This is a genomic window from Streptomyces sp. NPDC055189 (assembly GCF_053606765.1).
In genome coordinates this window covers 68,614-91,779 of record NZ_JBSGSG010000004.1, presented here as the reverse complement: position 1 = coordinate 91,779, position 23,166 = coordinate 68,614, and the positions used below count along the sequence as shown (strand labels likewise).

General features: G+C 69.7%; 22 protein-coding genes and 3 tRNA genes. 2 read left to right on the top strand and 23 right to left on the bottom strand.

Translation table 11 applies throughout. The features are described 5' to 3' along the window. Positions 1-35: 35 nt before the first annotated feature. The 20 genes from ACWFR3_RS04770 to ACWFR3_RS04675 form a co-directional block, all read right to left on the bottom strand. Positions 36-785: an NAD-dependent epimerase/dehydratase family protein gene (locus tag ACWFR3_RS04770; RefSeq protein ID WP_453733104.1), complete on the bottom strand. Its 750-nt coding sequence runs from the start codon at positions 783-785 to the stop codon at positions 36-38. A 1-nt stretch (position 786) separates the two neighbouring features. Then, positions 787-2,121: a lipopolysaccharide biosynthesis protein RfbH gene (rfbH, locus tag ACWFR3_RS04765; RefSeq protein ID WP_453733103.1), complete on the bottom strand. Its 1,335-nt coding sequence runs from the start codon at positions 2,119-2,121 to the stop codon at positions 787-789. After that, positions 2,121-3,188 (bottom strand): NAD-dependent epimerase/dehydratase family protein, encoded by a 1,068-nt coding sequence (locus tag ACWFR3_RS04760; protein WP_453733102.1) that lies wholly within the window; start codon positions 3,186-3,188, stop codon positions 2,121-2,123. Before ACWFR3_RS04760 ends, rfbH begins: the two co-directional genes overlap by 1 nt. Beyond that, positions 3,175-4,161 (bottom strand): dTDP-glucose 4,6-dehydratase, encoded by a 987-nt coding sequence (gene rfbB / locus ACWFR3_RS04755; protein ID WP_453733101.1) that lies wholly within the window; start codon positions 4,159-4,161, stop codon positions 3,175-3,177. Before rfbB ends, ACWFR3_RS04760 begins: the two co-directional genes overlap by 14 nt. After that, entirely contained in the window at positions 4,158-5,225 is a 1,068-nt protein-coding gene (locus ACWFR3_RS04750) for a glucose-1-phosphate thymidylyltransferase (RefSeq protein ID WP_453733100.1), read from the bottom strand. Before ACWFR3_RS04750 ends, rfbB begins: the two co-directional genes overlap by 4 nt. Before the next feature lie 85 nt (positions 5,226-5,310). After that, the gene (locus tag ACWFR3_RS04745) at positions 5,311-6,462 is read right to left on the bottom strand and encodes a nucleotide disphospho-sugar-binding domain-containing protein (RefSeq protein ID WP_453733099.1); all 1,152 of its coding nucleotides are present in this window, start codon (positions 6,460-6,462) and stop codon (positions 5,311-5,313) included. Next, a complete protein-coding gene (locus tag ACWFR3_RS04740) occupies positions 6,459-7,670 on the bottom strand; it encodes a nucleotide disphospho-sugar-binding domain-containing protein (RefSeq protein WP_453733098.1) in 1,212 nt (403 codons plus the stop codon). Before ACWFR3_RS04740 ends, ACWFR3_RS04745 begins: the two co-directional genes overlap by 4 nt. Further along, the gene (locus ACWFR3_RS04735) at positions 7,652-8,935 is read right to left on the bottom strand and encodes a nucleotide disphospho-sugar-binding domain-containing protein (protein ID WP_453733097.1); all 1,284 of its coding nucleotides are present in this window, start codon (positions 8,933-8,935) and stop codon (positions 7,652-7,654) included. Before ACWFR3_RS04735 ends, ACWFR3_RS04740 begins: the two co-directional genes overlap by 19 nt. A gap of 25 nt (positions 8,936-8,960) precedes the next feature. Beyond that, entirely contained in the window at positions 8,961-10,241 is a 1,281-nt protein-coding gene (locus tag ACWFR3_RS04730; protein ID WP_453733096.1) for an activator-dependent family glycosyltransferase, read from the bottom strand. 23 nt (positions 10,242-10,264) lie between these two features. Beyond that, positions 10,265-12,628: an SDR family oxidoreductase gene (locus ACWFR3_RS04725; RefSeq protein WP_453733095.1), complete on the bottom strand. Its 2,364-nt coding sequence runs from the start codon at positions 12,626-12,628 to the stop codon at positions 10,265-10,267. Continuing rightward, positions 12,625-13,572, bottom strand: coding sequence for an aromatase/cyclase (locus tag ACWFR3_RS04720; RefSeq protein ID WP_453733094.1), 948 nt, complete (start codon positions 13,570-13,572; stop codon positions 12,625-12,627). The genes ACWFR3_RS04725 and ACWFR3_RS04720 overlap by 4 nt, the downstream gene beginning before the upstream one ends. Positions 13,573-13,620: 48 nt before the next feature. After that, entirely contained in the window at positions 13,621-14,406 is a 786-nt protein-coding gene (locus tag ACWFR3_RS04715; protein ID WP_453733093.1) for an SDR family NAD(P)-dependent oxidoreductase, read from the bottom strand. A 15-nt stretch (positions 14,407-14,421) separates the two neighbouring features. Next, positions 14,422-14,688 (bottom strand): acyl carrier protein, encoded by a 267-nt coding sequence (locus ACWFR3_RS04710; RefSeq protein WP_453733092.1) that lies wholly within the window; start codon positions 14,686-14,688, stop codon positions 14,422-14,424. A gap of 82 nt (positions 14,689-14,770) precedes the next feature. Beyond that, positions 14,771-15,985 carry a ketosynthase chain-length factor gene (locus ACWFR3_RS04705; RefSeq protein WP_453733091.1) on the bottom strand — a complete coding sequence of 405 codons (1,215 nt, stop codon included), beginning with the start codon at positions 15,983-15,985 and terminating at the stop codon, positions 14,771-14,773. Further along, the gene (locus ACWFR3_RS04700) at positions 15,982-17,253 is read right to left on the bottom strand and encodes a beta-ketoacyl-[acyl-carrier-protein] synthase family protein (RefSeq protein ID WP_453733090.1); all 1,272 of its coding nucleotides are present in this window, start codon (positions 17,251-17,253) and stop codon (positions 15,982-15,984) included. The genes ACWFR3_RS04705 and ACWFR3_RS04700 overlap by 4 nt, the downstream gene beginning before the upstream one ends. Next, positions 17,250-17,579, bottom strand: coding sequence for a TcmI family type II polyketide cyclase (locus tag ACWFR3_RS04695; RefSeq protein WP_453733089.1), 330 nt, complete (start codon positions 17,577-17,579; stop codon positions 17,250-17,252). The genes ACWFR3_RS04700 and ACWFR3_RS04695 overlap by 4 nt, the downstream gene beginning before the upstream one ends. Before the next feature lie 50 nt (positions 17,580-17,629). After that, entirely contained in the window at positions 17,630-19,129 is a 1,500-nt protein-coding gene (locus ACWFR3_RS04690; protein WP_453733088.1) for an FAD-dependent monooxygenase, read from the bottom strand. A 54-nt stretch (positions 19,130-19,183) separates the two neighbouring features. Continuing rightward, complete coding sequence (locus ACWFR3_RS04685) at positions 19,184-19,876, bottom strand: dTDP-4-dehydrorhamnose 3,5-epimerase family protein (protein ID WP_453733087.1); 693 nt, start codon at positions 19,874-19,876, stop codon at positions 19,184-19,186. 325 nt (positions 19,877-20,201) lie between these two features. Then, positions 20,202-20,810 carry a response regulator transcription factor gene (locus ACWFR3_RS04680; protein ID WP_453733086.1) on the bottom strand — a complete coding sequence of 203 codons (609 nt, stop codon included), beginning with the start codon at positions 20,808-20,810 and terminating at the stop codon, positions 20,202-20,204. A gap of 386 nt (positions 20,811-21,196) precedes the next feature. Next, positions 21,197-21,430 (bottom strand): hypothetical protein, encoded by a 234-nt coding sequence (locus ACWFR3_RS04675; protein WP_453733085.1) that lies wholly within the window; start codon positions 21,428-21,430, stop codon positions 21,197-21,199. 242 nt (positions 21,431-21,672) lie between these two features. On the opposite strand from ACWFR3_RS04675, the gene ACWFR3_RS04670 reads away from it, so the two are divergent. Next, positions 21,673-22,074 carry a nitroreductase family deazaflavin-dependent oxidoreductase gene (locus tag ACWFR3_RS04670; protein WP_453733084.1) on the top strand — a complete coding sequence of 134 codons (402 nt, stop codon included), beginning with the start codon at positions 21,673-21,675 and terminating at the stop codon, positions 22,072-22,074. Positions 22,075-22,228: 154 nt separating this feature from the next. On the opposite strand, the gene ACWFR3_RS04665 is transcribed toward ACWFR3_RS04670, so the two are convergent. The 3 genes from ACWFR3_RS04665 to ACWFR3_RS04655 form a co-directional block, all read right to left on the bottom strand. Further along, positions 22,229-22,302 (bottom strand) — tRNA-Ile (locus tag ACWFR3_RS04665). A gap of 176 nt (positions 22,303-22,478) precedes the next feature. After that, positions 22,479-22,551: transfer RNA gene (locus ACWFR3_RS04660), tRNA-Asn, on the bottom strand. Between the two features lie 5 nt (positions 22,552-22,556). Further along, positions 22,557-22,629: transfer RNA gene (locus ACWFR3_RS04655), tRNA-Asn, on the bottom strand. Positions 22,630-22,810: 181 nt separating this feature from the next. Here ACWFR3_RS04655 and ACWFR3_RS04650 point away from each other — a divergent pair. Next, positions 22,811-23,113: a YtxH domain-containing protein gene (locus ACWFR3_RS04650; RefSeq protein ID WP_453733083.1), complete on the top strand. Its 303-nt coding sequence runs from the start codon at positions 22,811-22,813 to the stop codon at positions 23,111-23,113. Positions 23,114-23,166: the final 53 nt, after the last annotated feature.

Genomic DNA, 23,166 nt, shown 5'->3' with positions numbered 1-23,166 from the left:
CTCCGGTTCCTGTCTTCTGCTTCATTCGCTCGCTCTCAGGCGATGGCCGGGCGGGACTGCGTGAAGAGGTCGAGTACGCGCCGGAAGTAGCCGGGGCCGAAGCCCATGGACTCGACCTCGGGAACCAAGGAGCGCATCTTGTCGATGGAGATGGTGTGGTGACTGCCCTCACCCCGGTAGTCCCGCCGGAAGGTGAGGCCGAGGTTCCGGCCGAGGTGGTCGACGATGTCGTCCACCGGCACCGCGTGGCCTGACGCGACGTTGACCGTCTCGGCCCGCAGCCCGAGTTCGAGCAGCCGGTCCACGATCTCGATCACGTCGGCCACCGCGATCAGGTCGCGTGCCGCGCCCTTGTGGATGCGCACGACACCGCCGCGCATCTGCTCGACCAGCGTGGGCAGCAGTTGGTGCGTCGGCTGACCCGGTCCCGCCAGATGGCCCAGGCGCAGGATCAGGTGGTCGGCGCCGTCGGCACGCAGCTGCTCCTCCAACGCGAGCTTGTGAGCCCCGTAGGGCGTGCCGGGCACAATGGGCATGTCCTCACGGCCCGGCGCGCCGGCGTTGCCGTACATCCCGGTGGCCGCCGTGGAGAAGAACAGCAGTCTGCGGCCGGTGGCCACGCACCGCCGGGCGGCATCCCTCAGCAGTGCCTCCTCTCTCGCGAAGTCGGCCTCGGAGGTGCCGCTCGCCCACGAGACCCCGGCGGCCAGCACGAGCGTGTCGGGGTGCCGGTCGCTGATGGGCCGCAGATTGCGGGCGAGGAAGCCGTTTCCCACTATCTCCATGTCACGTCCTGCTGCCGGGTGAGGTCACGTGCGAGCTGTGTGCGGCGACGAACTCCTTGATCGAGGAGGTCATGTAGTCGAGCATCTCCGTGGTGAGCGCCGGATAGACGCCGATCCAGAAGGTGTGGTCGGTGATGATGTCGCTGTTGGTCAACTCCCCCACCACACGCTGTGGTTGTCCCGTGTAGGCCGGGTGCCGGGTCAGGTTGCCCGCGAACAGCCGACGGGTGCCGATCTTGCGCCCCTCCAGGAAGTTCGCCAGCTCGGCCCGGGAGAACGGCGCCTTCGGATCGACGGTGAGCGCGAACCCGAACCAGCTCGGTTCGCTGCGCGGGGTGGCGCGCGGAAGGATCAGACCGGGTAGCCCGTCGAGCCCGTCCCGCAGCCGCGCCCAGTTGCGCCGCCGGGCCGCGATGAAGTCGTCCAGCTTGGCCAGCTGCGACAGCCCCAGCGATGCCTGGAGATCGGTCGTCTTCAGGTTGTAGCCCAGATGGGAGAAGATGTACTTGTGGTCGTATCCGGCCGGGAGGCTGCCCATTTGGTAGTCGAACCGTTTGAGGCACTTGTTGCTCTCGCCGGGCTCGCACCAGCAGTCCCGCCCCCAGTCGCGCAGTGACTCCACGATGCGGGCGAGCGCCAGGTTCGAGGTGAGAACGCAGCCGCCCTCACCCATCGTCAGGTGGTGCGCGGGATAGAAACTGACCGTCGACATGTCGCCGAACGAGCCGGTCAGCTTCCCGTCATAGAGGGAACCGACCGCGTCGCAGTTGTCCTCGATCAGGAAGAGCTCGTGCTCGGCCGCGAGCTGGGCGATCTCCGTGACCTCGAAGGGATTGCCGAGGGCATGGGCGATCATGATCGCGCGCGTCCTGGGGCCGATGGCGGCCGCCACCCGCTCCGCCGTGGTGTTGTAGGTCCCCAGTTCCACGTCCACGAAGACCGGCACCAGCTTGCTCTGCAGGATCGGGTTGACCGTGGTGGGAAAGCCGGCCGCCACGGTGATCACCTCGTCGCCCGGACGCAGCTGGGCGTCACCGAGCAGGTGGGAGGTGAGCGCGGAGGTCGCCAGGAGGTTGGCCGACGATCCCGAGTTCGTCAGGTGCGCCTTGCGCCGCCCCAGCCGACGGGCGAACCGCGACTCGAACTTTCGCGAGCTGCTCCCCGCCGCGATCCTCAGATCGAGAGCCGCCTCGACCAGCGACGCCCTGTCATTCGCGTCCAGTACGGCGCCCGAGGGCCAGATCTCGGTGACTCCGGGGATGAACTCCCGGCCGGGCTCGCTGCTGTCGTGGTAACTCCGCACCTGGTCCAGGAGGAGTTCCTTGGCCTCGCTCATTACCATGTCCCCTCTTCGCCACTAGCCGTCGTCCGCGGGAGCATGTCCCGCAGCGACTCACGCAGTTCGTACCGCGGAACCCAGCCCAGGACCCGCCGGGCGCGAGCAATGTCCAGCTGTTGCCAGTCGGGGGACTCGGGAGCGGGCCGCTCGTCGGGAACCTCCACCAACGGCACGGGAAGTCCGCTGAGCCGGATCATGTCCTCGACCACGTCCCGCATCACGACGGCACGGCCGCTGCCGACGTTGAACAGCCGCTCACTCAGCCGTTCCTCCGGTACGCAGGCCGCCGCGGCCACCGCGGCGAACATGTCCGCCACATCCACAAGGTCCCGGTGGGCGCGCAACGGCTTCAGCGTCAGCGGATCCGGTTGCTCCCCCCTCCCCCGGGCGCTCCCCGCCTCCGCGAGGTGCGCGCTGATCCGGCCGAACAAGCTGCCCGGGGGCTGGCCGCTGCCCGTCACGTTGGCGACCCGCAGGACAACGCCGTCGAGCCCGGAAGGACCGGACGCCGCCAGCACTGCTCGGGTGGCGGCCAGCTTGCTGCGCCCATAGGCGCCGAGCGGTGCCGGTTCCTGGTCCTCACTCGTGGCGATCCGCGGGTCGCCGAGGCCGTATTCGTGCACGCTGCCGAGTTGCAGCAGCCTGGGCCGGCGGTCGAGCAACGTGAGCGCGGCCACCAGCTGACGGACAAGCTCGACGTTGCTGCGCCACATGGCCTCCTCGCTCACTTCCCACAGTCGGCCCGCCGCGTTCACGACGACCTCTGCCCGGAAGGAATCGAGGAGTTCGGCAATGCCGGCGGCGTCCGTATGCAGCAGGTCGAGTGCGACGGCGCCGACGGGCGGCCCGTGCGACGAGCCCTGCGACACGGTGGCGGAAGGGGACACCTCCAGCAGCCGGGCGCCCTCGGCGAGCAGTGAACGGCGCAGGTGCCGGCCGACGAACCCGGTGCTGCCCAGCAGGACAACCCTCCGTCCCCGCAGCGAAGAGGCGGCCAGGGCGCGGGGCGCGGCCGGGGACTGGGCCCCGGATCCAGCCGGTGCTCCGGCCTCAGTGAGCCGCATGCCCGGTCCCCTGTTCCGCTTCCTTCCACCAGCCGGGGTTGTCGCGGTACCAGGCCACGGTTTCGGCCAGGCCCTGCTCGAAGGGGACACGCGGCGCGTAGCCCAGTTCTCCGCGAATCTTGTCCTCGTTGATGGCATAGCGCAGGTCGTGCCCCTTGCGGTCGGCCACCCAGCGAATCAACTCCGGTCCGGAGTCGGTGAGTTCGAGCAACCGCTCGGTGATCTGCCGGTTGGTCCGCTCGTCGCCGCCGCCGATGTTGTAGATCTCGCCGGCCCGGCCCTTGTTCAACACCAGGTGAATGCCGCGGCAGTGGTCGTCGACGTGCAGCCACTCGCGGACGTTGCTCCCGTCCCCGTACAGCGGCACCGTCTCGCCCGCGAGCAGCCGCGTGGTGAACAGCGGGATCAGCTTCTCCGGGTGCTGGTAGGGGCCGTAGTTGTTGGAGCACCTGGTGATGGACACGTCGACCCCGTGTGTCTTCCAGGCTGCCCTGGCCACCAGGTCGGAGCCCGCCTTGGAGGCGGCGTAGGGCGTGTTGGGCTCGAGCGGCCTGTCCTCCGTCCAGCAACCCTCGGCTATCGAGCCGTAGACCTCGTCGGTGGAGACGTGCACGACCCGCTCGACGCCGGTGGCCAGGACGGCGTCCAGCACCGACTGGGTGCCCATCACGTTCGTACGGAAGAACTCCTCGGACGCCGCGATCGACCGGTCGACGTGGGACTCGGCCGCAAAGTGCACGACCGCGTCGTGTCCCGGCATGACCTCGCGCAGGAGCGCGCGGTCGCAGATGTCGCCGCGTACGAACTCCAGCCGCGGCCCGTCGGGCGGCAGGCTGTCGCGGTTGCCCGCGTAGGTCAGCTTGTCCAGTGCCGTGACGCGGGCGCCCTCCCAACCGGGGAACCCGTCCTGGAGCAGCGTGCGGACGAAATGTGAGCCGATGAAACCGGCCGCGCCGGTGATCAGGATTCTCATGCCACGAACTCCACCCTTGTGTGATCCCCCACGACCATCCGGTGCTGGTCCGAGCCGCCGTCGGCCGGGCCGACGGAGGCACCCCGGCCGATGATCGAACCGTGCATCCCGCGGACGTCGACGAGAGAGGCGCCTTCCAGAGCGATCGTCGATTCGAGCAGCGCACCGCGGACCAGGCAGTCGCGGCCGATCGTGGTGTCCGGTCCGATGTCGCTGTCCTCGACCAGCGAGCCGGCCGCGACGATGGCCGGGCCCTCGATGCGGGACCGCTCCACGCGCGCCCCGTCCTCGACGACGACGGAGCCCGTCAGCACGCTCTCGGCGTCCACCTCGCCCCGCACCGACGGCTTCAGCCGCTGGAGCAGATAGCTGTTGCACTCCAGCACGTCGTCGACCTCGCCGGTGTCCTTCCAGTAGCCCTCGTACTCGCTGGCCCGCACGCGCGCGCCGTCGGCGACCAACCACTGGATGGCGTCGGTGATCTCCAGTTCGCCGCGCTTGCTGGGCTCGATGGCGGCGACCGCCCGGTGGATGGCAGGGGTGAAGAAGTACACGCCGACCAGCGCAAGGTCGCTCTTCGGCTCGGCGGGCTTCTCCACCAGCCGCAGGACCTCGCCTTCCGGTCCCAGCTCCGCGACGCCGAAGGCCCGCGGGTCCGCGACGCGGTGGACCACGATCTGCGCATCGGGCCGCTCGGCCTCGAAGTCCTCGGCCATGGAGCGCACGCCCTCGGGAAGCATGTTGTCCCCGAGGTACATGACGAAGTCCTCCTCGCCCAGGAACTCGCGTGCCACGACCACGGTGTGCGCCAGGCCACGGGGTCGGTCCTGCTGCAGGTAGGTGAGTCGGACTCCGAGCCGCGATCCGTCACCCACACCGGCGGCGATCTCGGCCCCGCGGTCTCCGACCACGACGCCGATGTCGGTGATTCCGAGTTCTCGGATGTTTTCCAGCACATGTTCCAGTACGGGCTTGTTGGCGATCGGGATGAGTTGCTTGGGCATCGAATGACTGAAGGGGCGCAGGCGGGTGCCAGACCCGCCTGAGAGCACCAGCGCTTTCATGAAATCTCCTGCTTTCGGAAAGATGGTTGTGCGGTCAGGGATCAGGAGCCGGCGGACCGCGCTTCCGACCGCCCCGGGCGGGGCGTCAGGCGGCGGTCAGCTTCTCCAGGTCGCCCACGAGCTCCCAGGGCGCGGGGAGGGCGTTGATCTCGGCCGAGATCTCCTTGGCACGCAGGCCGTACGAGGCCTCCTCCAGCAGCTCGCGGCAGGCGGCCGCCATCGCCTCGGGCTCGTCCTGGCCCGGCTGGAGCGTGATCGCCGCGCCGTGGTCGGCGACGCGCTGGGCCGGCTTCTCCAGGACGGCACCGCGCGGAATGAGGAGTTGGGGAACACCCGCCTGAAGCCCGGTCAGCGTCGTGACACCGCCCGCGTGGTGGACGAGCAGATCGCAGGTCGGGGCGAGAACGTCCAGCGGCACCCAGCCCACGCGGACACCGGGCAGTTCCTCGCGCAGTTGCCCGGCCACGCTCTCCGGCGCGGCGACGATCAGTTCGGTGTCCCATCCCGCGGCCTCGCGGGCGAGCCCGCGCAGAAAGCCGAAGCTTTGGTCATAGCTGTCCTTGGCCACCCGGCTGCCCGAGGTGACGCACAGCCGGCCGCGGCCGTCCTTCCGGTACATCCAGGGCTCGAGCTGCCGCTGCCCGTTCGCCGGGACGTAGCGCATCAGCCGCGAGGGTGGTGCGTCGACGGGCCGCAGACTCGGCGGGCAGATGTCGATGAACATGTCGGGCTCGGGAAGCCCGCTCAGCGACAGGTCCGCCAGTTCGCCGCGGAGTTCGGCCTCGGCACCGGGGTGGATGCCGTCCGCCTCGACGGCATCCCACGCCTGCCGGACGAAGGGGATGCCGAGGCGGGCGGCGAGCAGCGGCGCGACGTAGCTCATGGTGCCGCCGACGACGAGGTCAGCGCGCCACTCCTCGGCCACCCGCACCATGTGCGGCAGGCTGGAGGCGGCCATCCTGGCGAACCAACGCCCGGTGAACAGCGCCTGCTCGACCGGGTCCGCCGGTATTTCCTCCCGGTTGCCCTCGCGGTCCAGGGTGATGAAGTGCGCGATGGGCAGCGACGTGGTGGGTACTCCCGCCAGCCCCGCGCCCGCGACGAACGGCATCATGTCCTCGTTCGCCGCCATCAGGACCTGGTGTCCCGCGTTGCGGACCGAGGTGGCCAGGGGTGCGAGGGAGAAGACGGTCGCCGGACTGCCCGCGGCGACGAAGAGAACTCTCAACGGATTCACTCCTCGGTAGGTGTGCGCGATCGCTCGGTCGGGTCCTGACGGGTGAGGGCTTCGAGGTGTGCGACGACGTCGGCGGGCGAAGGTGCCGCCTCGATCGCACGCGCAAGCTCCCGGGCACGGGTCGCCATCCCGGTGTCCTGGAGCAACACGGTCAGCGCCGTACGCAGCCGCTCGGGGCTGTCCTGCTCCGCCGCGTCGTCGATGGTGATCCCCGCACCCACGGCGGCCAGCCGGTCGCCGTGCTCGAAGCCGTCGGCGAGCTGCGGGAGAGCGAGCTGCGGGAGGCCGAAGGCGTTCGCGGTCATGCTGGTGCCGGCACCGCCCTGGTGGATCACGGCCCGGCAGGTGTCCAGGAACAGCCGCAGCGGCACCGGGTCGACCATCCGCACGTTGCCGGGCACCGGGCCGATGGCCGCGCGGTACTCGGCCGGGATGGTGGCGACCACCTCCACCCCCGGGAAGTCCTCGAACGCCCGCAGCACCCGGCGCGTGAAGGGGACGCCGTTCAGCGCCAGGATCTGTGTGCCGAAGGAAACAGCGACCCGCAGCCCTCGGGTGCGCCCCTTCGCCGCATCCGCGCGCAGCCAGCCGGGCAGCACGCCACTGCCGTTGGACGGCACATAGCGCATGGGGATGCCGGGCTCGGCATCCGGGTTCTGCAGGGCGGGCGGGCAGGGGTCGAGCATCGCGGTGGGGCGTTCGAGCACTTCGATGCCCCGCCTCTCGCCCTCCTCGCGCAGGGGCTCGCGGACGAACTCCAGGGCCGGACCGGAGAACGCGTCGACACCCCAGCGGTGGTGCACGACCGGCACGTCGAGCACTGCCCCGGCGAACAGCGAGGTGTACTCCAGCGGGTCGGCGACGATCAGATCTGGCCCGAAGCCCCGCGCGAACTCCAGCACTTCGTCGAGATGTTTTCCGGCGTTCGCCCACCACACCTGGCCGTACCCTCCCCAGGAAGTGCGGGCGGGGCGCGGCCGTGCCTGCAGCGGACGCTCCTCCTCGCCCAGGCCGGCGGCGAGCATCCCGAGGACGTCGAAGCGATCGCCCACGCTGACGGCACTCACTCCCGCCCCGCACACCGCGTCCAGGACGTCAGGCTGCCCGGCGACCAACACCGTGTGGCCCGCTCCCTGCAGTGCCCAGGCGAGCGGCAGCATGGGGGTGCAGTGGGTCGGGATCGGGCTGCTCAGGATGAGGACCCGCATCGGATACCGCCTCTCCGGTGCTCGGCGGTGAGCCGCTCCAGCAGCACGGCCGTCTCCGGCGGTCCCGGCAGGGCCAGCGACTCGTGGTGCAGCGCGGTGGCTCCCTCCTGGCAGGAGGAGTCCTTCAGTACCCGTTCGATCTGCCGGTACAACTCGTCGACGGACAGGCCGTCGCGCGCGAGTACGGCACCCGCGCCGCGTTCCCGGACATAGCGGGCCGTGGCCCGCTCGTCCCACTTGGGCACGGGCACGATGACGTGCGGCACCCGGTGGGCCACGGCGGCGGCGAAGGTTCCGCCACCGCCGTGGTGCACGACGGCGGATGCACCGGGCAGCAGGACATCCAGTGGCATGTATCCGACCGCACGGACGTTGTCCGGCAGCTCACGCGCGGGAAGCTGCCCGGGGTCCAGCGTCGCGACCAGCTCGATGTCCCGCCCGGCCGCCGCGTCGAGCACGTCGCCGAGCGGCAGTCCGCTGTTCCCCTCGGGTTCCTTCCGGGCGCTCATCCCCAGCGTGAGCACGACCCGTGGACGGCTCGGCGGTTCGTGCAGCCAAGGGGGCAGGGTGACGGCTCCGGCGTACGGCACGCGCCTGACGGAGAGGGAGCGCCCCTCCACCGGCAACCGCATCCGGGGCGGCAGCAGATCCACGGACCACTGCCCGAGCAGGGCCTCGGGAGAGTAGTCCTGGCCGTAGCGGCGCAGCAGCGGCCGCATCCACTCCGCGAACCTGTCGTCGCCCGGTGCCTGCGCCTGGCTTATCCAGCCGATGTTGTCCAGGCCCCACAGCAGCCGCCCGTGCGCGGCGCCGCAGGCGTGCGCCGCGATGGCCGCCGGGGGGCACAACGGGTCCCACAGCACGAGGTCGGGGCGCCAGGAACGGGCGAAGCCGACCAGCGCGTCGAGCATCGGCCAGGGCTCGGGCCCGGGACGGGTCGGGTAGTAGTTCGAGAACATGCCAAGGAGTACGTCCCTGACGGGCTCCCAGCCGGTCTCCCCCAGCGGGTCGAGCGCCAGCGCTTCTCGCGCACGGCTCGAATCGTCGCTGCGGTGCGCGGCCACCATCTCCCGCAGCTCCTCACGCGGTCCCAGTCGTACGGCCGTCAGGCCAGTGGCGGTGATGGCCGCCGCCATGTCCGACTCGGCGATGCCGTCGTGTGCCGCGACGCAGACCTCGTGTCCCGCCGTACGCAGGGCGCGGGCGAGCGGCACGACCGGAAACAGGTGGGAGACGCTGGGGAAGACGGTGAACAGGACACGCATGCCTGATTCCTCTCTGGTTCCGGTCTCAGCACCCGCGCTCCGCGACAAGCCGCTCCAGGATGGGAACGACCTCCTGCGGGGCCGGGGTGGCGAGCATGTCGGCGTGCAGATCGTCGGTGCCCTGCCTGAAGGCGGGCTCGTGGAGCAGTCGCAGGATCTGCTTGCGCAGCTCGGGCACGGTGAACTCGCCCCTGCCGAGCTTCAGTCCGGCACCGCGCTCGTGGGTGTAGTCGGCGTAGGCCAGCCGGTCGCCGCCCTCCCCCGGCGAGGGAATGAGCTGCGGCACCCGGTACGTCACGGCGCTCGCGAAGGTGCCGCCGCCCCCGTGGTGCACGATGGCCGAGCAGGACGGCAGCAGCAGGCTCAGGGGCACGTAGTCGAGCGCGGCGACATTGTCCGGGACGCGGCTGACGTTCTTGAGCTGGGCGGCGTCGAGGGTGGCGACGAAGTCGGCGTCCACTCCCGACGCCATCTCCAACAGGTCGTTGACCAGGGCCACACTGTCGGCGGCCAGGAACTTGCGGGTACTCAGGCCCAGGGTCAGGCACACCCGGGGGCGCTCGGGTCGCTCGTGGAGCCACTGCGGGTACATGTGCGCGCCGTCGTAGGGAACCCGCCGCATCGGTACGCAGGTCAGGTCCAGCGGCAGCCGCATCCGCGGCGGCACGACATCGACGGTGAACTGCCCCTGCACCAGCTCCTCGTCGAACTCCTCGCCGAGTCGGTCGAGTTCGGGCCGCATGGCGTCGGCCATCGGGTCCTCACCGGCGGGGCGGCCTGCCGCGGTCGCCAGTTCGGCGAACCGCTGCCGCGCCCACGCGGTGTAGTCAAGGCCGTATTGCAACCGCCCGTGTACGGCGCCGCAGGCGCGCGCGGCCAGCGGCCCCGGGAAACTCAGCGGGTCCCACAGGACCAGGTCGGGACGCCAGGCCCGGGCGAATTCGACCAGATCATCGGCGAACGGCCGGTATCCGGGCGCGTGCGGCTTCCCCGGGTAGTACAGCGAGAACGCCGCCAGTTGGTAATGGCGCAGGGCGTTGCGGAAATTGAGGTCCTGCGGGTCGATGCGCAGCGCCTCGGTGATCTCCTCCAGCATCAGATTGTCCCCGGCGCCGCGCATCAGGGCCCCGAGATCCTCCGCCTGGCCGAGCGATACAGCGGTCAGCCCGGCGCTGGTGATGACGTCATTCATGTCGGGGTGGCTGGCCACGCACACCTCGTGCCCCGCGCTCTGCAAGGCCCAGGCCAGCGGCACGGTGGGCTGGAGGTGGGATGCCGCCGGCATGATCGTGAATAGGACACGCATCAGATATCAGGTCTCCGTTCTCGTCAGCCGAGCAGCGTTCCGCCGCTGGCGTCGAGGAAGGCGCCGGTGACCCAGCGCGCCTCGGGCGAGGCGAGGAACGCCACCACGTCGGCGATGTCCTCCGGTTCGCCGACCCTGTTGAAGGCGGACATCCCTGCCATCTGCTCGACGGCCTCCGGCATCGAGAAGACGGGGCTGTCGTTGCGGGTGATCCCCGGTGCGACGCTGTTGACCGTGATCCCGCGCGGGCCCAGGTGCTTGGCGAAGTGCAGGGCGAGCTGTTCCAGCGCGCCCTTGGACATCGCGTAGGCGATCTCCTGCGGGTTGGCCATGCGGGTGAGTCCCGAGGAGATGTTGACGATGCGGCCGCCATCAGGCATGTTCCGCAGCGCCCGCTGAATCAGGAAGAACGGCGCTTTCGCGTTGACCGCGATCAGCCGGTCGAACTCCTCGGGTGTGGTGTCCTCGGGCTTGACCCCGCCCATGACGCCCGCGTTGTTGACCAGGATGTCGAGCCCGTTGGACCCGGTGCGCTCGGTGAGCCCCTCTTCCAGCGCGAGGAACAGTTCGTGCACACCGCCGGGGGCCGCAAGGTCCGCGGCGACGGCGAAAGCGCTGCCGCCCTCCTCCTCGATCCGCTCCACGGTCCGTGCGGCCTGTTCCTCGCCGGTGGCGCAGTGCACCACCACGAGCGCGTCCTCGGAGGCGAGGCGGAGCGCGATGGCCCGCCCCATGCCGCGGCTCGACCCGGTGACCAGTGCGGTTCGTCCTGTGAGCTGGGCCATGCGGCCTTCCCTTCGTTTCGGTCTGCTGGTCGGTCTGCTGGTCGGTTTGCTGGTGGGCTTCCGTACGCCCGTGGGGTTCGCTGCCGGGGCGCTCCGTGCGGAGGGCGGCCCGAACCAGCGCCGCAGAACTTCGGGCAGGCTCCGGCCTTCCCGATCGCCGGCCCAGGCAATGTGGCCGTCCGGCCGGACGAGCAGCGCGCCGCAGTCAGCCAGGGGCGCGCCGCGCGGCGCGGTGGCAGCGACCGTCATCACCCGGTCCGACCAGTCCAGGGCCTCCCGCCCCGCTGGGCCGGACGAGCCGTCCGCGCTCAGGTGCAGGAGCAGGCCGCGCCGGCTCCGCAACAAGGCGGCGGGCGTGGTGGTCTCCCCCGACGCCAGGACCAGTCGGGTGTGCGGCACGGGGCGGCCCACCAGGGGGTGCCCCGAAGGGTCATGCGCGTACCGGGTGTCCTGGCCGGAGATGAGGCCGGCCAGCCGGGCACGAGTGTCCCCGCCGGCGTTGCCCTCGCCCTCGCCGTCGAGGAGCTCCCGCCAGAGCGCGCGCAGCCCCTCCGACTCGGGCCCGCCCAGCAGCAGCTGGGCCTGGGCGTGGATGTTGCCCAGAGTGTGCAGCCCCACGGCGTGCCGTTCCTCGTGATAGCTCTCCAGCAGTCCGTCGTCGGCCGGACCGCGCGCCCGGAGCGCGAGTTTCCAGCCCAGATTGAAGGCGTCCTGGAGGCCGAGGTTGAGGGCCTGCCCGCCGACGGGCATCTGCCGGTGGGCCGCGTCGCCCGCCAGCAGCACCCGGCCCGCCACATAGCGATCGGCCAGCAGGTTGACGTCGGTGAAGGAGTTGACCCACAGCGGGGTCCCGGCACTGATGTCCTCCCCGGTCACCCGCTGCCATGCCGCACCGACCTCAGCGAAGTCCCCGTCCGTGAGCTGCCGCCCGGGTGGCCTGCCGAACTCGTGCACCATCACCCGGGTGATCCCGTCAGGGCCCGGAGCCGCGTTGGCGAGCCCGCGCGCCGAGCGGGTGAACCTGCGCGCCGGGATATGGACCCCGCTCACGTCGGCCCGCAGCAGCTCCCTGCGGGCCTCCTGCCCCGCCATGGCGACACCGGCCAGCCGGCGCACTGTGCTGTGCTCGCCGTCGCAACCGACGACGTAGCCGGCGCGCAGCCGACCGGCGCCGCCTCCGGTCTCCGAACCGACCTCGACGAACTCCGGGCGCACCGTCAGGGAGGTCAGCCGGTGGCCACGGCGAATCCCGGCACCCAGTTCGCGGGCCCACTCCTCAAGGAGCTCTTCGGTGCGCGTCTGCGGGATCTTCCACAGTCCGGCGTGAGGTCCCGGCGTCCTCAGGTCGAGGGGCATGCCGCCGAAGTGGCCCCGCGGTGTGCCGGGCAGCTGCCCGAACCGCTCGAGCAGCCCCGCGCTGTCGAGGATGTCCATGGTGCGCGCGTGCAGAACGGAGGCGCGGGATTCGGTGGTGGGGGCGAGCCGCTGTTCCAGCACGGTGACCGAGGCACCGCCCAGCCGCAGTTCGGCGGCGAGCAGCAGGCCGACGGGGCCGGCTCCGACGACGACAATCTCGGTGTCGAGCCCGCCGGCCGGGCTCAACGCCGCAGCTCCGCGTACTCCTTGGCATGGCCGAGGGTGGCCAGGCTGTTGGTGCTCAGCGCGTTGCGCACGTACTGCCGGGCGTCTTCGGCCGTGGCGTCGGATCCCAGCACAGCGGCGATGTTGGCGGGGTTGAGCGTGACCGTGTGCTGGGAGGACGCCACGGTGTTCCCGTCGTCGTCCTCGTCGAAGGTCCAGTAGCCGGTGTGCAGGGTCATCAGCGCCGGCAGCGTGACCTGCTTGTAGGCGATGCCCCGGGCGTCGAAGCACACCCGGTGGGAGACCGTGGTGTGGGTCGAGCCGTCCTTCGCCCTGGTCTCCATCTCCAGGGTCTGGAGGCCAGGCGCCTTCTCCTCGCACTTCACCCTGGCCACGTGGGGCAGCCGCTCGGACCACAGGTGGGCCTCGTTGATGAAGTCGTAGACGTCCTTGGCGCTGCCGGCGACGCGGACGGTGTCCTCGAAGGAGAACGTCAGCTCCTCGGCCGCGTGCGCGGCCTCCAGAGTGCCCTTGAGCGAGGCCAGTTCGGCTCGGGAGTTGGAGTCCACGGCCCGGTCGATCCAGTCCAGGTCCGCGGGGTCGTCGTCGATCGCGCGGTAGTCGTGCAGCAGTCGTATCCGGGATTCGGCGGGCGACAGCTCCTCGACGATCCACTCGCCGCCCATCTCGGCGACGGGTGGGGTCGAAACGTCCTGGCGGAATCCGATGCGGCGCCGTTCCGGATCCAGGACGCGACGCGACGACCAGTTCTTGGGCTCGCCGTTGGCCACCGCCCAGATCCGTATCCGTTCCTCGTTCCCCTCGCGCTCGATCTGGTCGACATGGATGGTGGGGGGAAAGATCCGGGGCCAGTTCCGCACCTCGGCGAGCAGCAGGTAGACGGTTTCGGCAGGTGCCGAGACCGTGACGGTGTGCTCCACATCGCGCGGACCGTGCTGAGACATGTACTGCTCCTCGGTTGGAGGCCGTTCGCGGCCTGCTGCTCGAAGGGATCAGAAGTTGCCCAGGCCGCCGCAGACGTTCATCGCCTGCGAGGTGAGCGAGGCGGCGGTGTCGGAGACCAGGTAGCCGACCAGGCCCGCGACCTCTTCCGGCGTGGAGTACCGGCCGAGCGGGATCTTGGCCCGGAACTTCGCGTGCACGGCGTCCTCGGTCGTCTGCCATGCCGCGGCGTAGCCCTGGCGGACCCGCTGTGCCATGGGGGTCTCGACGTAGCCGGGGCAGACCGCGTTGACGGTGATGCCGGTCGGGGCGAGTTCGTTGCCCAGCGCCTTGGTGAAACCGACGACCCCGTGCTTGGACGCCGAGTACGGGGCGCCGAGCACCACGCCCTGCTTGCCTGCGGTGGAGGCGATGTTGATGATGCGGCCCTTGCTCTTGTACCGCATCCGTCCGGTACCGAGGACCTCCCTGGTGACGCGGAAGACGCTGTTGAGGTTGGTGTCGATCACGTCGTGCCACAGCTCGTCCGTGATGTCCGCCGTAACGCCGCCGCCGCTGCGGCCCGCGTTGTTGACCAGTACGTCGACGCTGCCGTACCGGCCGACGGCTCCGGCGACGAACGCCTTGACGTCGGCGTCGGATCGCACGTCCATGGGCATGCCGTCGGCGCTGATGCCCTCCTCGCGCAGTTGCTTGACCGTTGCCTGAACGCTTTCGGCGCTCCGCGCTCCCAGGAAGACTGTGTAGCCGCCTTCGCCCAGCAGCCGGGCCACGGCGAGCCCGATTCCGCTGGTGGCGCCGGTGACGAGAGCGAGGGGTTGGTTCGTTCGTTCCATGGCCTTCTCCTTCGGTCAGGCGGTGAGACTCACCAGCTCGGCATTGACGTGGTCCACGAGGGCGCGGGGAGTGGTCGCGTTGATCAACGCGTCGTCCGCCAGGGTGATCTTCAACTCGGACTCGATGCGTCCGCCGGTCTCCAGCAGCGCCAGGGACTCGTAGCCGAGCGCTTCGAAGTCGGTGTCCAGGATGTCGCCGTCGAAGTCGACGTTCTCGTCGGCTCCCGCGACCTCGACGAGGATCTCCTTCAGGCGTTCGACGGTGAACTTTGGCTGTTCCATGACGGCATGGGTCCTTCCGATAGGGGAGGGGATGGACGTTGAGGGGGGTGGTCGTGGGGTGCGCCGGGGCAGCCGGCCTCGTTCAGTCGGCGCGGCGGATGACGGCGGCCGAGTTGAAGCCGCCCTGGCCACGCGCCAGCACGAGCGCCGCGCGCAGGTCCCTACGCCGTGCGGTACCGGTGACCAGGTCGATCGCGTAGTCGGGCGCTGTCTCGACGTGAACGGTGGGTGGGATGATGCCCTCGCCGAGCGAGAGCAGCGCCGCGGCCACGTCCAGCGGTGCACCGCCCGAGTGGAGGCGTCCCGTCATCGTCTTCGGCGCGGTGACGGGGACCCCGCCGGGGCCGAAGACCGATGTCAGTGCGTTGACTTCGGCACGGTCCAGCTCGGGCACGGCAGCCGCGTCGGCGAAGACAACATCGATGTCGCCGGGCGTCGCCCCCGCGTCCTCCAGGGCCAGTTCGATCACGCGCCGGAATCCGGCGGGCCGCCCGCTGCCCGGTCTGGCGTCGAAGGTGGCGGCGTATCCCGCGAGTTCGCCGTACACGCGGGCACCGCGCTCCCTGGCGGCGGCGGCCTCCTCCGTGATCAGGATGGCGCCGCCCTCGCCCGGCACATGTCCCGCGGCCCGCGCGTCGAACGGCAGGAAGGCCGTCTGCGCGTCGCTGCCCGTGGAAACCCTGCCGCTGGTGAGCTGAGCCACCCAGCCCCAGGGGCACAACGAGGCGTCCACGGCGCCCGACACGACGATCCGGCTGCCCTTGCGGATCAGCCGCCGTGCGTGGGCGAGCGCGTCAAGACCGCCCGCCTGGTCGCTGACGACGACGGCGTTCGGGCCCTTCATCCCGTTACGGATGGAGATCTGGCCGGTGTTGACGGCGTAGAACCAGGCGAACGACTGGTAGGCGCTCACTCTTCCCGGGCCCAGGCTCCAGAGCTTGGCCAGCTCCCGCTGTCCGAACTCGAATCCCCCCGAGGAACTGGCCGTGACCACTCCCATGTCGAAGGGCTCCTGGTCCTGCGGCGAGAGGGCCGCGTCGGCGAGCGCCCAGTCCGTCGCCGCGAGCGCCATCTGCGTCATGTGGTCCGTCTGCGGAATGAGGCGGGAGTGCAGATGCTCGCCGGCGGTGAAGCCGCTGATCTCTCCCGCGAGCGTCGCCGGATAGCCGCTCGCGTCGAAACGGGTGACCGGGCCGATGCCGCTGGTGCCCGCACAGGTCGCGTCCCAGAACGCGCGCGTCCCCAGGCCGTTGGGTGCGACGGCGCTGATGCCCGTGAAGACGGTTCTCCGGCTCACGCGGCGTTCCTCTTCCCGCTCCTGAGCAGCATGGCCGACTGGAACCCGCCGAATCCGCTGCCCACGGTGAGCACGGTGTCGGTCCGCTGCTCCCTTGCCGTCACCGGGACGTAGTCCAGGTCGCACTCGGGGTCGGGAGTGTGGAGGTTGGCCGTCGGCGGGACGGTGTCGTGCTCCATGGCCAGCACGCTCGCGGCGATCTCCAGAGCGCCGACGGCGCCGAGGGAGTGCCCGATCATGGACTTGATGGAGCTGACGGGTACGTCGTAGGCGTGGTGGCCCAGCGCCGACTTGAACGCCGCCGTCTCGTGCCGGTCGTTCTGCTTGGTGCCCGAGCCGTGCGCGTTGACGTAGTCGATGTCGGCCGGATCGAGCCGTGCCTCGTCCAGTGCGACGCGGATGGCCTCGGCCATCTCGGCTCCATCGGGGCGCAGCCCGGTCATGTGGTACGCGTTGCTGCGGGTGGCGAAGCCCGCGATCTCCGCGTGCACGCGCGCCCCACGGGCCCGCGCCGCCTGGAGTTCCTCGAGGATGAACACGGCGGCGCCCTCACCGAGTACGAACCCGTTGCGTGTCCCGTCGAAGGGCCGCGACGCCGAGCCGGGCTCGTCGCAACGGGGGGTCGTCGCCTTGATCGCGTCGAAGCACGCCATGGTGATCGGCGATATGGGCGCGTCCGAAGCACCGGCCACCATCACGTCCGCGGAACCCTCCCGGATCAGTTCGGCCGCGTAACTCACCGCCTCGATTCCGGAGGTGCAGCCCGTGGACACGACCGTGGCCGGGCCCTCGGCCCCCGCGGTCCAGGCCACTTCGGCGGCGAACGAGGAGGGGACCAGGTAGTCGTAGAGGTGGGGCACGGCGTAGGTGTGGTCGACCAGCTCCAGCCTGCCGCCGTCGCTGACCGTCCGGTATTCGGTGTCCAGGCCCATGGTGGCCCCGACGGCAGTGCCGATGCTGACGCCCATCCGGTGCGGGTTGCGGCCCCCCGGGTCGAGACCGCTGTCGGCGAGTGCCTCCCTCGTGGCGACGACGGCCAGCTGCGCGCCCCGGTCCATGCGGCGGGCCTCCTGGGGGCTCAGGCCGTGGACCTCAGGGTCGAAGTCGATCTCCGCTGCCACCCGGGACCGGAAGGGCGTGGGGTCGAAGAAGGTGATGGCCCGGGTCGCGGTGCGCCCCTCGCTCAGCAGACTCCAGAAGTCCTTCGTCCCCGTGCCGCCCGGCGCGAGCACGCCCATTCCGGTCACGACCACGCGCTTGTCCGTCACGCGCCGGCCCTCCAGTGATAGAAGCGCTCGGCCATGGCGTCGGCCGGCGAGCGCCAGGTGGCGGGGTCGTACGCCTGGATGAACGGCTTCAGGTCGGCGCTGATGGCGGTGAAGCGCCGGTCGTCCTTGGCTTCCTCGATCCGTTGGCCACCGTTCTCGCCGTCGAAGTCCTGTACGTGGAAGTACAGCCCTCGATAGGCGAAGAGCTGGCGTCGACGGGTGCCCATGAGGTGGGGCATCTCCGTCTCGTCGAAGGCATCGAACAGGCGCGCCACGTCCGCTTTCGCACCGGGCTCCATGCGGGCCACGATCAGTGTGCTGTACATGCTCTTCCTCGTTCTCTCCGGCCGGGTAGGGAATCGATGAGTTGCTGGGCTCACGTGGTCGCCGACGGGGCCGCGGGACCGAACCAGCGGTTCAGCGCGGCGCTGAGCCCACAGTGCGTACCGGGCGCCGCCCATGCGACGTAGCCGTCAGGGCGGACGAGCGCCGCCGATGTACCGTGCAGCAGGGCCGCCGCTTCCTGGTCGCGGGGGGCCGCGGTGACGATGTCGACCCGGTCCCGCCAGGGGCGCGCGCGCTCGCGCAGCCTGGCACTGTCGGCGAAGTCGAAAAGAGTTCCGCGAGCGCGGTGCAGTTCCCGGTGGGTGTCGGTCGCGGACCCGCCGGCCGAGCCGTCGGCCCGTCGCGTCAGCTCGGCCGGCGGGATGCGCGAACCGAGCAGCGGGCTCGACCCGCCGCCGACGTCGTAGCGGATCTCCAGGCCCGACACCATTCCGGCCAAGTGCCGGCTGACCTCGGGGTAGCGGATCAGTTCAGCGAGTACATCCCGTACGGGCTGCACCTCCGGACCCGACAGGAAAAGCAGTCCCTGCGCTCGGGTGTTGAGCATCAGCCGCTCCCCGACCGGATGCCGCTCGGCGTGGTACGAGTCCAGCAGGCCCTCCGGCGCGCGGTCCCGTACCACCGCTCCGAGCTTCCAGCCGAGGTTCATCGCGTCCTGGATCCCGGTGTTCATCCCCTGGCCGCCGGCAGGCAGATGGATGTGCGCGGCATCCCCTGCCAGCAGCACACGGCCCCTGCGGTACTCGGTGGCCAGCCGGGTGGCGTCCCCGAACGAGGACAGCCACACGGGCTCGGCGTGCGAGATGTCGCTCCCGGTCAGCCGCTTCCACGCCGTGGCAACCTCTTCCCAGGACGGCGGCGTCGTACGCCGCTGGGGCGGTGTGCCGCGCTCACAGATGATCAGGCGCGTGACCCCGCCGGGCATGGGACCGACCATGACCATGCCGCCGGCGAGGGTCTCCCCGATCAACCGCGGCTCGAGCTCGACGCCCCTTACGTCCGCCAGGAACATCTCCAGGGTCGCGGAGGTCCCCGGGAATTCGAACCCGGCCTTCTTGCGTATCAGGCTGCGTCCGCCGTCACAGCCCACCACGTAGCGGGCGCGCAGTGTCTGCTCCCCTTCGGGGCCGCGCACCGTGACCTCGGCCGCCTCGTCGGTCTGGCGCAGCGAGAGCACCTCGTGACGGCGGCGGATGTCGGCACCCAGTTGGACGGCCCACTCCTCCAGCACTGTTTCGGTGACCGACTGGGGGATCGCCTTGGCCGCACGGTGTCCGGCCAGCACGCCGAAGTCCACGGGGAGCCCGCCGAAGTGCCCCAGGTTGTTGAGTTCGAGGCCCTTGAAGCGGGGAAGGAGCCCGCGTTGGGCGAAGACCTCCATCGTGCGGGCCGTGAATCCCAGCCCACGCGACTCTCCCGTCCGCTGCGCGAGCCGCTCCAGCACGATGACTTCCGCACCCGCCAGCCTCAGTTCGGCGGCAAGCGTCATACCTGTCGGGCCCGCGCCCACCACAATGACTGCTGCGTCCATGGACTGCTCCTCCGATATCGGTGATCGCTCGGGATGAGGGGCCAGGGACCCGGCTCAGCGAGCCCGCGTCACTCCCCGCTCCCCCGGCATGCCTTCCGCCGCCTGTCGCGCGCCCCCCGGCGCCGGGGGCTCGTCGCGCTGCCCTGCCCGGCTGAGCCACGCCTCCAGTTCGAGGCAGTCCCGGTAGTCCGGCAGCATCCGGCGCTCCCGGGCTTCTGCGAGGGTGGGAGCGACCGTGTCCCGCTCGGAGAGGATCGGGTCGATGTCGTCGGGAACGGGCAGGCCGAGCGTGGGGTCCAGGACGTTGACCGCCAGTTCGTGCTCGGCCACGTAGGACTCCGACATCAGATAGGACATGACGGTGTCGTCCTGCAGCGCGATGAAGGTGTGGCCGACGCCGACGGGCAGGTACACGCCGCGGAATTCGACCGGGTCCAGGACTGTCGCCTCCCATTTGCCGAAGGTCGGTGAGCCGATCCGGATGTCGACGGCGATGTCCAGGGCCCTGCCCTGCGGGCAGTACACATATTTCGCGGAACCCGGCGGCGTGAGGGTGTAATGAATTCCACGGACAACACCCCTGCGAGAAGTACTGTGATTGCTCTGCGCCAGGCGGAACATTTCCCCGCCTTTCGCCTCTTCGAAGGCCTCGCGCTGGAACGGGGAAACAAACACTCCACGCGCGTCCGAAATCACACGCGGGGTGAACTCGATCGCGCCTTCGACCGCAAGTTTCCGCGCTTTCATAAGTCCCTCCGGGGGCAGGCGTACGGGGGCAAAAGCCAGGCCCACGGAAGAAGAATCCGCCGACTCGGGCCATGAAAAGTCCCCCGTGCCCGTGAACGGGCTCGGGGGCATCGCTTCACACCGTGCACCGGCTGAAGGCGCAATACTTTGGAAGCTAGTTATAAGTTTCTTCGCCCGAGGTCAGGATCTCAATGGCCTCCATGTCAGACTTGTGTCAATTCAGGATCGGGGAGTATTTACCTGCGGAAGAGTCCGGCAGATCCAGGTCAGAGAATCGTCAACTACCAAGGCCAGCAGGTGGAAGCCGGATCGTGGCCCGTCACGGTCACGAGGCGACGTCCGGAACCTGCAGGCCCGACAGGAGGCCGGCGCGCACCGCCTTCGTGACGGCGTCCAGCCGGGACGTGGCCCCTAACTTCTGGAAGACGCTGTGCAGATGCCGCTTCACGGTCCCCTCCTTCAACTGCAGTTCCTTGGCGATCTGCCGGTTGGTCCAGGAACGCGCGACGAAGTTGAGGACCTGCTGCTCCCGTTCGGTCAGGATCGGGGACGAAACCTGTGCCGACGTATCCGGCACCGCGCCGTGCAGTACGTCGAGAACATCTCCCAGCCTGGCGGACCACGGAATGAAGAAGTGCGCACCGGCGCGCATAAGTTGCAGTCGGGCGTCCGGACGCCGACCCAATTGCAGCGCCACCACTCGAGCGGAAGGCGATCTGACACGGACGCGTCTGATGAGAGGTCCCGCGGTTCCCGTACGCATTGCAATAAGGACGACATCGGGTTGTAACTCACCAGCCAGGGATTCCACTTCACCGTCGTCGGCGGACCAGCCGACAACAGCGGCACTACCCTGTGTCTCCAGCAGCCCTGCGACCGCGTCGCTCAGCCAGAGTTGATCGCTGGCGATGAGCGCGCGTACAACACGCGTCATGGATCCTCCAGGTTCCGGAGAGCCAGGAGCCGGTTATTACTACCGGTGAGAAAATCAACCCATCGCCTGTTGCACACGCATGAGCCGACGTCGACGCAGATCTTTCCAGAGAGTGAGACCGCGAAATGTATTTAGTGAATCCCCGTTAAGACCTTGAATACGCCGTCCGCAATGCGCGATCGACGGACCTCCCCGTAGTGTCAATCGGCTCATCGGACAAGCCAGTTCTACGCTAACAGACGCTACCCCCGCACCAGGCTTCGCGATCACCCCGCCCACCTTTTGGCATATGCCAATGACGAACGCCAAGATCCACTGCCCCGCGTCCGATCCCCTGCCGGGCGACACCTCTGCGGAACGTCTCGCCGCCGGGCGTCAGGCGCCGCTCATGCCGCCTCGTAGTGATGCGCGTCCCCGCCCCGCCACTTCACCCAGCCGGGATCGTCGAGCAGCCCCTCCGCGTCCGTCAGCCCGGCCTGACGCAGGAACTCGACGACATCGGCATCGCAGTGCGCGAGGCCGAGGATCTCCCCCTCGACCGTCACCCTGCGGCCACCCGTGCCCAGCGGCGGATGCACGGTCACCGGTGCGGCGGACGTACGTCCGGTGTGCGCGCTCACCGGCGCTTCCGTGACTGCAGATACCAGGCCGCGGCAAGGCCTATGACCACCAGGACGATCAATATCTTCATGATGCCCGGGTTCCCCGGATCACGGACCTGATGCCCGCTTCACGATCAGGAAGCTCACTTCGTGATCGGGCGCGTCGGTTCGGCGCCGGGCGGGCGGGAAAGCGCAGGGTGTCCATGACGTGGGCCGGCCCGGCGCGAGCCCGCGAGGACGAGACACGAAGGAGAGAGCAGATGCTGTTCGGCAAGGAACACGTCAAGCGCTACGTCGAGACCGACGGCGAGGAAGGCCACGACTGGCAGGGCACCACGGTGCTCATCCTCACCACGACCGGCCGCAAGAGCGGCGAGCAGCGCAGCACCCCGCTGATCTACCGGCCGCACGGAGACGCGGTGCTCGTGGTCGCCTCGAACGGCGGAGCCGACACCCCGCCCCTCTGGTTCCGCAATCTGGAGGCGGACCCCGAGGTGCAGGTGCAGATCAAGGGCGACCGCTTCACCGCCCGCGCGCGCACCGCGACGGCGGACGAGAAGCCGGGGATGTGGCGGACCATGGCCGCGACGTGGCCCGCCTATGACGAGTACCAGACCAAGACCGACAGGTCGATCCCGGTCGTGGTCCTGGAGCGCGTCTGAGGGCCGGAGCCACAAGCGACGGGACGCGGTGGCACCCCGCGCCGATCGGCGGGGCCACCGCTTGTCCCGCACCCGGATGTCACCGCAAAGAGCAGGACCAGGAGGTTTGCACTGTTGACGCAGGTGGAATCGTTCCTGCGCCCCAGCGCTTCGGTGGGGCGGGTGGGACTCGAACCCACGGCCGACGGATTATGAGTCCGCTGCTCTAACCGGCTGAGCTACCGCCCCTAACGGCGCGTCGCGCACATTTGTGCGCGCCGTCTGCCGCAGCATAGCCGCTCATACGATCTCCTGCTTCGGATGGTCGGCATCGCTCGACCATGAGGACCGCAGGGCTGCCCGCATGGTTCCACCAGGCATGAAAATGGACCCCTGAGTGGAATCTCAAGGGCCCTTCTCACTTGCTCTCCCGACTGGACTCGAACCAGTAACCTGCCGGTTAACAGCCGGCTGCTCTGCCAATTGAGCTACAGGAGACCGAGCTCCCCCGACTGGACTCGAACCAGTAACCTGCCGGTTAACAGCCGGCTGCTCTGCCAATTGAGCTACAGGGGATCGTCTCGTTTGCATCGATCGCACCGAACCGGGAACTCTCCAGGCGGCGGGCGGTCGCTGCGACACATACATTAGCGCAAGCAGGGGGGTGCTCCGCCAATCGGTATCCCCCCACCGCCGACACAGACCAGCAGACGAGCGAACAGACGCTCGACGCCGACGTAAGGGAAGGGTGGCAGACATGCGCTACCGGCTCACATTCGTGGCGGGTCTGGCTCTCGGGTACGTGCTCGGTACCCGGGCCGGCCGCGAGCGCTACGAGAAGCTGAAGAAGTCCGCCCGGGAGATCGCGCAGAACCCGGCCGTGCGCAACACCGTCGAGTCCGCGACCCAGCAGGGCAGGGACGTGGCGGGCAAGGCCTTCCACTCCGTGTCCGAGAAGGTGGGCGACCGGGTCCCCGACTCGGTGAGCGACCGGGTGCGCTCGCTGCGCGAGCGCGGGCAGGGCAGCGGCGAGGACGACTGGGGCACCAGCAACACGTAGCCGGGACAACTCCCGGGAGCTGAGGTACGGGACACGTCGCGCGGTGCGGCAGA

Excerpts from the sequence above, each read along its gene's own strand:
- ACWFR3_RS04770 (WP_453733104.1), bottom strand. The coding sequence starts at position 785 with ATGGAGATAGTGGGAAACGGCTTCCTCGCCCGCAATCTGCGGCCCATC.
- rfbH (WP_453733103.1), bottom strand. The coding sequence starts at position 2,121 with ATGAGCGAGGCCAAGGAACTCCTCCTGGACCAGGTGCGGAGTTACCAC.
- ACWFR3_RS04760 (WP_453733102.1), bottom strand. The coding sequence starts at position 3,188 with ATGCGGCTCACTGAGGCCGGAGCACCGGCTGGATCCGGGGCCCAGTCC.
- rfbB (WP_453733101.1), bottom strand. The coding sequence starts at position 4,161 with ATGAGAATCCTGATCACCGGCGCGGCCGGTTTCATCGGCTCACATTTC.
- ACWFR3_RS04750 (WP_453733100.1), bottom strand. The coding sequence starts at position 5,225 with ATGAAAGCGCTGGTGCTCTCAGGCGGGTCTGGCACCCGCCTGCGCCCC.
- ACWFR3_RS04740 (WP_453733098.1), bottom strand. The coding sequence starts at position 7,670 with ATGCGGGTCCTCATCCTGAGCAGCCCGATCCCGACCCACTGCACCCCC.
- ACWFR3_RS04735 (WP_453733097.1), bottom strand. The coding sequence starts at position 8,935 with ATGCGTGTCCTGTTCACCGTCTTCCCCAGCGTCTCCCACCTGTTTCCG.
- ACWFR3_RS04730 (WP_453733096.1), bottom strand. The coding sequence starts at position 10,241 with ATGCGTGTCCTATTCACGATCATGCCGGCGGCATCCCACCTCCAGCCC.
- ACWFR3_RS04720 (WP_453733094.1), bottom strand. The coding sequence starts at position 13,572 with ATGTCTCAGCACGGTCCGCGCGATGTGGAGCACACCGTCACGGTCTCG.
- ACWFR3_RS04715 (WP_453733093.1), bottom strand. The coding sequence starts at position 14,406 with ATGGAACGAACGAACCAACCCCTCGCTCTCGTCACCGGCGCCACCAGC.
- ACWFR3_RS04710 (WP_453733092.1), bottom strand. The coding sequence starts at position 14,688 with ATGGAACAGCCAAAGTTCACCGTCGAACGCCTGAAGGAGATCCTCGTC.
- ACWFR3_RS04695 (WP_453733089.1), bottom strand. The coding sequence starts at position 17,579 with ATGTACAGCACACTGATCGTGGCCCGCATGGAGCCCGGTGCGAAAGCG.
- ACWFR3_RS04690 (WP_453733088.1), bottom strand. The coding sequence starts at position 19,129 with ATGGACGCAGCAGTCATTGTGGTGGGCGCGGGCCCGACAGGTATGACG.
- ACWFR3_RS04685 (WP_453733087.1), bottom strand. The coding sequence starts at position 19,876 with ATGAAAGCGCGGAAACTTGCGGTCGAAGGCGCGATCGAGTTCACCCCG.
- ACWFR3_RS04680 (WP_453733086.1), bottom strand. The coding sequence starts at position 20,810 with ATGACGCGTGTTGTACGCGCGCTCATCGCCAGCGATCAACTCTGGCTG.
- ACWFR3_RS04670 (WP_453733084.1), top strand. The coding sequence starts at position 21,673 with ATGCTGTTCGGCAAGGAACACGTCAAGCGCTACGTCGAGACCGACGGC.
- ACWFR3_RS04650 (WP_453733083.1), top strand. The coding sequence starts at position 22,811 with ATGCGCTACCGGCTCACATTCGTGGCGGGTCTGGCTCTCGGGTACGTG.